The 6,835-nt window shown below is 37.2% G+C and carries 9 protein-coding genes and 1 tRNA gene; 4 read left to right on the forward strand and 6 right to left on the reverse strand.

Annotation, left to right across the window (positions count from 1 at the left end; genetic code table 11):
• The 3 genes from ACKI4K_RS05290 to ACKI4K_RS05300 form a co-directional block, all read left to right on the forward strand.
• The coding region (locus ACKI4K_RS05290; RefSeq protein WP_407422992.1) for an elongation factor 1-alpha C-terminal domain-related protein at positions 1 to 345 on the forward strand (345 nt) is incomplete at its 5' end.
• Positions 346 to 410: 65 nt separating this feature from the next.
• A complete protein-coding gene (rpsJ, locus tag ACKI4K_RS05295) occupies positions 411 to 719 on the forward strand; it encodes a 30S ribosomal protein S10 (protein ID WP_042691424.1) in 309 nt (102 codons plus the stop codon).
• 36 nt (positions 720 to 755) lie between these two features.
• Positions 756 to 839: transfer RNA gene (locus ACKI4K_RS05300), tRNA-Ser, on the forward strand.
• Between the two features lie 17 nt (positions 840 to 856).
• On the opposite strand, the gene cobK is transcribed toward ACKI4K_RS05300, so the two are convergent.
• Genes cobK through ACKI4K_RS05315 form a run of 3 tightly spaced genes read right to left on the reverse strand, consistent with a single transcriptional unit; the run spans position 857 to position 4,462 of the window.
• Positions 857 to 1,642: a precorrin-6A reductase gene (gene cobK, locus ACKI4K_RS05305; RefSeq protein ID WP_407422994.1), complete on the reverse strand. Its 786-nt coding sequence runs from the start codon at positions 1,640 to 1,642 to the stop codon at positions 857 to 859.
• Entirely contained in the window at positions 1,639 to 4,068 is a 2,430-nt protein-coding gene (locus ACKI4K_RS05310) for a calcium-translocating P-type ATPase, PMCA-type (RefSeq protein WP_407422996.1), read from the reverse strand. Before ACKI4K_RS05310 ends, cobK begins: the two co-directional genes overlap by 4 nt.
• Positions 4,069 to 4,072: 4 nt before the next feature.
• Entirely contained in the window at positions 4,073 to 4,462 is a 390-nt protein-coding gene (locus ACKI4K_RS05315; protein ID WP_407422998.1) for a UPF0146 family protein, read from the reverse strand.
• Positions 4,463 to 4,529: 67 nt separating this feature from the next.
• On the opposite strand from ACKI4K_RS05315, the gene rimI reads away from it, so the two are divergent.
• Entirely contained in the window at positions 4,530 to 4,985 is a 456-nt protein-coding gene (gene rimI, locus ACKI4K_RS05320) for a ribosomal protein S18-alanine N-acetyltransferase (RefSeq protein WP_407423000.1), read from the forward strand.
• Here the strand turns inward: rimI and ACKI4K_RS05325 are convergent.
• The 3 genes from ACKI4K_RS05325 to ACKI4K_RS05335 form a co-directional block, all read right to left on the reverse strand.
• Entirely contained in the window at positions 4,950 to 5,468 is a 519-nt protein-coding gene (locus ACKI4K_RS05325) for a zinc-ribbon domain-containing protein (RefSeq protein WP_407423002.1), read from the reverse strand. The genes rimI and ACKI4K_RS05325 overlap by 36 nt on opposite strands.
• 100 nt (positions 5,469 to 5,568) lie before the next feature.
• Positions 5,569 to 6,057, reverse strand: coding sequence for a hypothetical protein (locus ACKI4K_RS05330; protein ID WP_407423004.1), 489 nt, complete (start codon positions 6,055 to 6,057; stop codon positions 5,569 to 5,571).
• A gap of 10 nt (positions 6,058 to 6,067) precedes the next feature.
• Positions 6,068 to 6,766 carry an energy-coupling factor ABC transporter permease gene (locus tag ACKI4K_RS05335; protein WP_407423006.1) on the reverse strand — a complete coding sequence of 233 codons (699 nt, stop codon included), beginning with the start codon at positions 6,764 to 6,766 and terminating at the stop codon, positions 6,068 to 6,070.
• Between the last annotated feature and the right edge of the window lie 69 nt (positions 6,767 to 6,835).

Here is a 6,835-nt window from a genome sequence, read left to right on the forward strand (position 1 = left end):
GATGCTCCTACTGTAGCTAAAGAATTTACCGCACAAGTTGTTGTATTACAACACCCTGGTGTAATTACCGTTGGATACACTCCTGTATTCCACTGTCACACTTCACAAACTGCATGTACTTTCTTAGAATTAACTTCTAAACTTGACCCTGCTACCGGTCAACCTGAAGCAAATCAGCCTGACTTCATCAGAACTGGTGATGCAGCTATCGTACAAATCAAACCTACAAAACCAATGGTTATGGAAGAAGCTAAAAACATTCCACCTATGGGTAGATTTGCTATCAGAGATATGGGTCAAACTGTTGCTGCAGGTTTATGTCTTAAAGTTACCCCAGCAAAATAAGTTTGTAAACAACTTTTAGAAAGTATTTCCATACTTTCTTTTTTTTGTTTTTTGGAGGATAATAAATGAATCAAGCAAGAATTAAGCTTACTGGAACAGACCCAGAAAAATTAGCATACGTATGTGATCAACTTAAAAAAATTGCTGAAAGAACTGGTGTTGACTTGTCTGGTCCTATTCCATTACCAACTAAAAAATTAGTTGTTCCTACAAGAAAATCTCCGGATGGAGAAGGTAAAGCTTCTTGGGAAAAATGGGAACTCAGAATTCATAAACGTTTAATCGGTATTGGAGCTGACGAACGTGCTATGAGACAAGTTATGAAAGTTAATGTTCCTGATAATGTAAGTATTGAAATTGAACTTAAAGGATAGATATTTAGAATCCTTTCTAAATATTCCTTTCTATATGCCGAGATAGTCTAGTCTGGTAAGGCGCAGGACTTGAAATCCTGTGAGGTATCCCTCGCCTGGGTTCAAATCCCAGTCTCGGCGTTATTTAAATCTATTTTTTAAAAAAAGCTTTTTAATTTAATATCTAATTCATCTAAATTAGATACCATATCATTTTTATTTAATCCGGCTATTTCTGGTCTTTGAATCATGATTATTGCAATGTCCTTTTCATTGGCAGCATCTATTTTTTCAATCACTCCGCCGATTTCACCGCTTTCCTTGGTAATCATTACGGATGCATCATATTTTTCAATCAATTCGATGTTTTCCTGTTTGCTTGCGGCTCCTTTCATTGGAATGATATGATCAGGATTCACATTTAATTTTTCACATTTTTCAAGTGAGCCGGCCACCTTTAAAATCCTTGGATAGAACCTTTCTGTGGGAACATGTTTCAGCACTTCCTCCATCGTGTTGGCTCCTGCGAAATGCATGACATTTCCCTTGGGGAAGTTACTTTCAATCATTTTTCCAGCTTCATCAAATGAATTTGCATAATGTATGCGTGATGTATCAATATTTTCTAAGTTAATGGGAGGTCTTTCGAAGCGAATAAATGGTATTTTCAGTTCTTTGGCAATGCTTGCACTGGTCTGTGTAATGTGTTCGGCAAAAGGGTGGGTTGCATCAATTAGGATGTCAAAATCTCCATTGATAAATATTTTGATTATTTCATCTTTCAAAAGGGGTCTTGCAATCGTTTCATCACTTCCTCCTTCAAGGGCAAGCTTTGCACCGTATTCGGTTGTGGTTGTTGTTAAGATGTAAGCCTCATAGTTATTTTTAACATGTTCAATGATGTTCACTGAGTCTTTTGTTCCGCCAAGTAAGAATATCTTCATCTAATCACTTTATCCATTATTTTTTGAGCTATTATTATTGTTGAAGCCACAATAAAGATCAATATCCAATCATTGATTCCGATGGAGGTTGTTCTGAATATGGTCTGTAATTGTGGGATGTATATGATGAGTAATTGGAGTAGGAATGACAATATAATTCCAAGATATAGGTATTTGCTTGATTTTTCAGAGTTGGCTCTTCCATTGAATGCATTGAATAGCTGATAGACCACAAACAGTGTAAATGCTATTGTCATTGCTTTTTGAGTTGGAATTCCGGTGGATATTTCATATGTAAATACACATATTGTTCCTATTGCCATTACAAGGCCCAAAAACAGTATTTGTAGTAATGTATTTTTGGTCAGGATATCTCCGGTTTCGGGAGGTCTTTGCATCAGGTCTCTTTCGGCTCCCTCTATACCTAGCATTTGTGCTGGCGGGCCGTCCATCACTATATTTAACCATAGTAGCTGTGCCGGATTGAATGGTAAAGGCAAGTTTAAAAGTGATGTTCCAACGATTGTCAGTATCGCGCCGACATTTGTTGATACCTGATATTTTACAAATCTCTTGATGTTGTCATAAATTTTTCGTCCGCCTTCAATGGCTTTCACGATTGTTGTAAAATCGTTGTTCTGCAGTATCATGTCTGAAGCTTCTTTTGCAACGTCTGTTCCATCACCCATTGCAACCCCGATTGATGCTTTTTTAAGTGCTGGTGCATCGTTTACGCCATCCCCGGTCATTGCAACAATGTTGTCCAGTTCCTTTAAGGTTTCGACGATTCTCATTTTTTGGGCAGGTTTTACTCTCGCATAAACTTGGATGCTTTCGGCCTGATTCAGGTATTCCTTTTGTGAAAGTTCGTCCAGTTCCCTGCCTGTTATTACATTGCCGGTTGTCAGGATTCCTAATTTTTTTGCAATTGCACAGGCTGTCTTTTCATGGTCTCCTGTAATCATGACGACATCAATTCCTGCATTGATACAATCCTCAACGGCTTTTGCAGCCTCTTTTTTTGGAGGGTCCATCAATCCCAATAATCCGGTAAAAGTCAAGTCAGTCTCCGGATTTCCGGTGCTGTTGATTTTGTATGCAAATCCGATTACCCTTAATGCATGCACACTCATTTCACCAATCTTTTCAAGTTGTGTTTCCTTCATTTTAGCTTCAAGAATTTCAATAGTTCCATCATTATCTATGTACTTGCATTTGTCTAAAATTATTTCTGGAGCACCTTTTGACAAAACAATATCATTTTCATCGTCTAGTCTATGTATAGTGGTCATCATTTTACGATTGCTGTCAAGTGGGATTTCATCAATCCTTTCAAGTTCACAATCATAATCGTCGCAATGTTTCAGAATAGCTCCATCGGTCTGGTCTCCGATGATTTTATCATGATTTATGCTTGCATTATTGCATAACTTACCAATTAAGTGTGTTTTGTCCTTGTTTGTGTAATAGCTTTCAACAACTGTCATTTTATTTTCGGTCAATGTGCCTGTTTTGTCGCTGCAGATGACTGTACATGAACCTAGGGTTTCAACTGACAGAAGCTTTCTTACGATTGCCTGGGATTTTGCCATTTCGGACATTCCAAGTGCAAGGGTCAATGTCAAAACGGCAGGAAGGCCTTCGGGAATTGCGGCAACTGCAAGGGAAACTGCAGTCATGAATGTTTCCACAATCGGAACTCCTTTAAACAACTCTAAAACAAAAATGGCTATACATACAACAATTGCAATTGCAGATAGGATTTTTCCAAGTTTCCCGACACGTTTTGCAAGGGGTGTTTCTTCATCCTCCTCCTGTACGATGCCTGCAATTTTTCCCATTTCCGTATTCATTCCTATGTTGGTTACAACGCCAATGCCTGTGCCTGACAAGACATTGGAATCCATAAACATCATGTCATCAACTTCTTTTTTGACATCTTCGGACTCTCCGGTAAGTCCTGATTCATCACAGCTTAGCTTATGGGCTTCAATTAAAGTTAGGTCTGCAGGTACTTTACATCCCTCTTCCAAAACCACAATATCTCCGATCGTCAATGTTTTCGCATCGATTTCGGATATTTTATTGTCCCTTTTTACGATTGCACTTTTTGAAATTAGATTTTTAAGACTTTCGACGGCTTTTTGTGATCTGTATTCCTGGATAAAGCCCATGATAGTATTCAACAGGACTGCAAGGATAATCACTCCGGCATCAATAACGTCCCCAATCAAAAAAGATGCAATTGCCGCAATGATTAAAAGAGCTATTAAGACGTCTATGAACTGGGATAAGAATAATATTATTAATGGTGTGGGTTTCTTTTCAGTTATTTCGTTTAAACCATATTTGGATTGTCTTTTCTGAACCTCGCCTGCGCTAAGTCCGTTAAGTGATGTGTTGTATTTGGATAGTATGTCACTCATCATATCACCTTAAGATGTAAAAGCTTGCTTTTTTGAAATTTTTTAATTTCATTTTAACTCTACCAGTATTTAAATCTTCGTTTGTCAACGGTTTGATAATGAGTTGGCAGCCGACTTCATTAGCCAGCCTTACAAGATATGGCTGAAGTTCGCTCGGCGGCCTGATTGAATAGATAATGTCAACATCTCTGTATAGCTCCAGGTTGGGTTTTGTGATGTCATCCTTGATTACTGTGGCGTCCGCCGGGCTGATGTCTGTTTTGATAAGTGTGATATTTTCCTGTTTTTGTAAAATTTCGGAGATTGTGTTGAATTTGCCAACGCCAATCTCTGCTATCCTAACGTTCTGATTTTCAGTCTCATCTAAAATATAATCCGCAAAGTCCTGCCACATTTTTATCCTCAAATTAATATTAATTATCAAAACTATTAAATACATTGCTTTTTATATATTTTTTAGTATGAAAGTTAGAAAGTTTGTTCCAACTGATTTAAAAAGAGTCTATGAAATTGAGAATATGTCATTTGACCAGTCATATGGAATAAACATGTTTCAACAGTTGTATGATATGGGCATTGGATTTTTGGTGGCCGAGAAGGATAATTATGTAATCGGATATGTCATGTTCTGGATTAAGTATGAAAATCAGGGCCATATCATTTCAATAGCTGTCGACAAGAACTATCGCCGTTTGGGTGCCGGAACGGAACTGCTTGTCAGGGCAATTGCCATTCTGTCGCTACTCAATATAGATGCAATTTATTTGGAAGTGCGTGAAACAAATGTCAGCGCTGTTGAATTCTATGAAAGGTTTAATTTTATAAAGGACCGTGTGGTTCCGGGATATTACGAAAATGGTGAAGGGGCAATAATAATGTATTTACCTCTGGAGAGGGGTAAAGTTCCCGGCCAATAACTGTTTGTATTGGGTTATGATTTCTGGAGGGATGGCTCCCATGTGGTATAATGCTGCAATGGCGACAATATAGAACAATATAATTGCTATCTGTATGTATCCATGTTTTTTGGCAGAGGGATCTTTTCGGGTAATTAAATAAATTGCAACGATCAGTCCGATAATGCTTCCCAAAATTGCAAGGATATATCCCAGGTATATTATGAATCTGCTGGTTTTTCCGGATTCTTTCGGTGGGTTTTGTCCTATTTCTTTTTTTATGATAATCGGGTTTACGGAATTGTGCACTCCTTCAAACTGGCTTTTGAAAAGTAGGGGAGTGCCGCATTTGACGCAGAAATCAGCTTCATCCGGATTGGGATATCCGCATAATGGGCATGCGCTCTGATTTTGTGGAATTTTAGGATATTCATATCCGCATTTTATACAGAAACCGTATATGTCATCATTTGTTGAGCCGCATTGGGGGCATCTTCTCATCATATTATCACTTAAATATAATTAATAATAATAGGTTTATAAAGTTTTTTAATTAACTTTTAAAAATATTTAAAAAAAAGTGTTTGAAGAAAGGTATTGATACCTAGTTCTTCTTTTTCATTATATATATTCCGCAACCAATACCGATTAAAGCTCCGATGACTATTCCGATTGCTAATGGCAATCCGAAGTTAGATTCAGATTGAGCATTGCCTGTAGGAGCATTCATGATGTCTTTGAGTCCCTGTTGAATTGTGTCATTGTTAACATCATTCACGACAAGAATTCTTTTGGATAAGTCAGAGTGTTCTTTTAAAAAGTCATTGGCGGTGTCCTGATAAGCTACGAATAGCATTCTTTTGTTTGTATTGTTTGTGCTGTGTTCCAGGATATGCGCAACCTCATCTTGGGAGGTGAACTTATACACGCTTATGTTTATCCCATTGGCATCTGCAAGGTCTTTGACAAGCACACCGTTGGTGTCGTTTGCCACAACCATTGTGTCTGCAGTAACATCCACGCCATGGGCGGACACTGCAGTTGCTCCTAGGATTAATATCATTGTTAAGATTAATATTTTCAGATATTTCATTTTATCTCCTTTAAATTTTATTCATTTCCATTATTTCTGGCTTGATTTTTTCTATAGCGGTTATTATAACTACATTTGCAAATCCTTCAATGAATGCAATGAACAGGTAAAATGGAACTAATGTTGACAGCAATATGTCAAAATTCATCGCACCGGAAATCAGCAGTATTGCAACCTGGCCGAATGTTGCAGACATGATTCCGATGATGGTTGATGCAAATATTGCAACCTTATCGTTTATGTAGATAAATAGTCTATAAAACCCGTATGTAACAACTGATAATATGAAACCCATTACTATGAAATTTGCACCGAGTGATGTTATTCCACCCATATTCAAGACCAATACTTGCATTATCAGGGTGATGAATGAAACGATTGTACTGGATAGCGGACCTAACAAGATAGCTATTAGGGGTATTAAAAAGAAATGGATTGGAACGCCTAACGGTGAAGGCACGGAGACAGATGTAACAACCATTGCAAATACGCTGAATAGCGCTATTGATATTATTCTTTTTTCTTTATTTTCGTCTTTGGAGAATTTATAAAAGAATATTGAGATTATTATTAATGTTAAAATCCAGTATATTATCGCTTGTTCAAAACTTATGATTCCATCGGGCAAGTGCAAGTTATCACCTTGTTTGGTTTCATCATAACCTTTGAAGTAATACCCTATAATATCATTTCGTATTACCTTTTTCATCATATCAGGTAAAAAGTATTACTCATTGAACAGATGATACATTTAACAATGTTTTTTTTGATATTTTTT

This window comes from Methanobrevibacter sp. (genome assembly GCF_045644645.1).
GTDB lineage: Archaea > Methanobacteriota > Methanobacteria > Methanobacteriales > Methanobacteriaceae > Methanocatella.

Coding starts and splice junctions, on each gene's coding strand:
- rpsJ (WP_042691424.1), top strand. CDS start 411: ATGAATCAAGCAAGAATTAAGCTTACTGGAACAGACCCAGAAAAATTA.
- cobK (WP_407422994.1), bottom strand. CDS start 1,642: ATGAAGATATTCTTACTTGGCGGAACAAAAGACTCAGTGAACATCATT.
- ACKI4K_RS05310 (WP_407422996.1), bottom strand. CDS start 4,068: ATGAGTGACATACTATCCAAATACAACACATCACTTAACGGACTTAGC.
- ACKI4K_RS05315 (WP_407422998.1), bottom strand. CDS start 4,462: ATGTGGCAGGACTTTGCGGATTATATTTTAGATGAGACTGAAAATCAG.
- rimI (WP_407423000.1), top strand. CDS start 4,530: ATGAAAGTTAGAAAGTTTGTTCCAACTGATTTAAAAAGAGTCTATGAA.
- ACKI4K_RS05325 (WP_407423002.1), bottom strand. CDS start 5,468: ATGATGAGAAGATGCCCCCAATGCGGCTCAACAAATGATGACATATAC.
- ACKI4K_RS05330 (WP_407423004.1), bottom strand. CDS start 6,057: ATGAAATATCTGAAAATATTAATCTTAACAATGATATTAATCCTAGGA.
- ACKI4K_RS05335 (WP_407423006.1), bottom strand. CDS start 6,766: ATGAAAAAGGTAATACGAAATGATATTATAGGGTATTACTTCAAAGGT.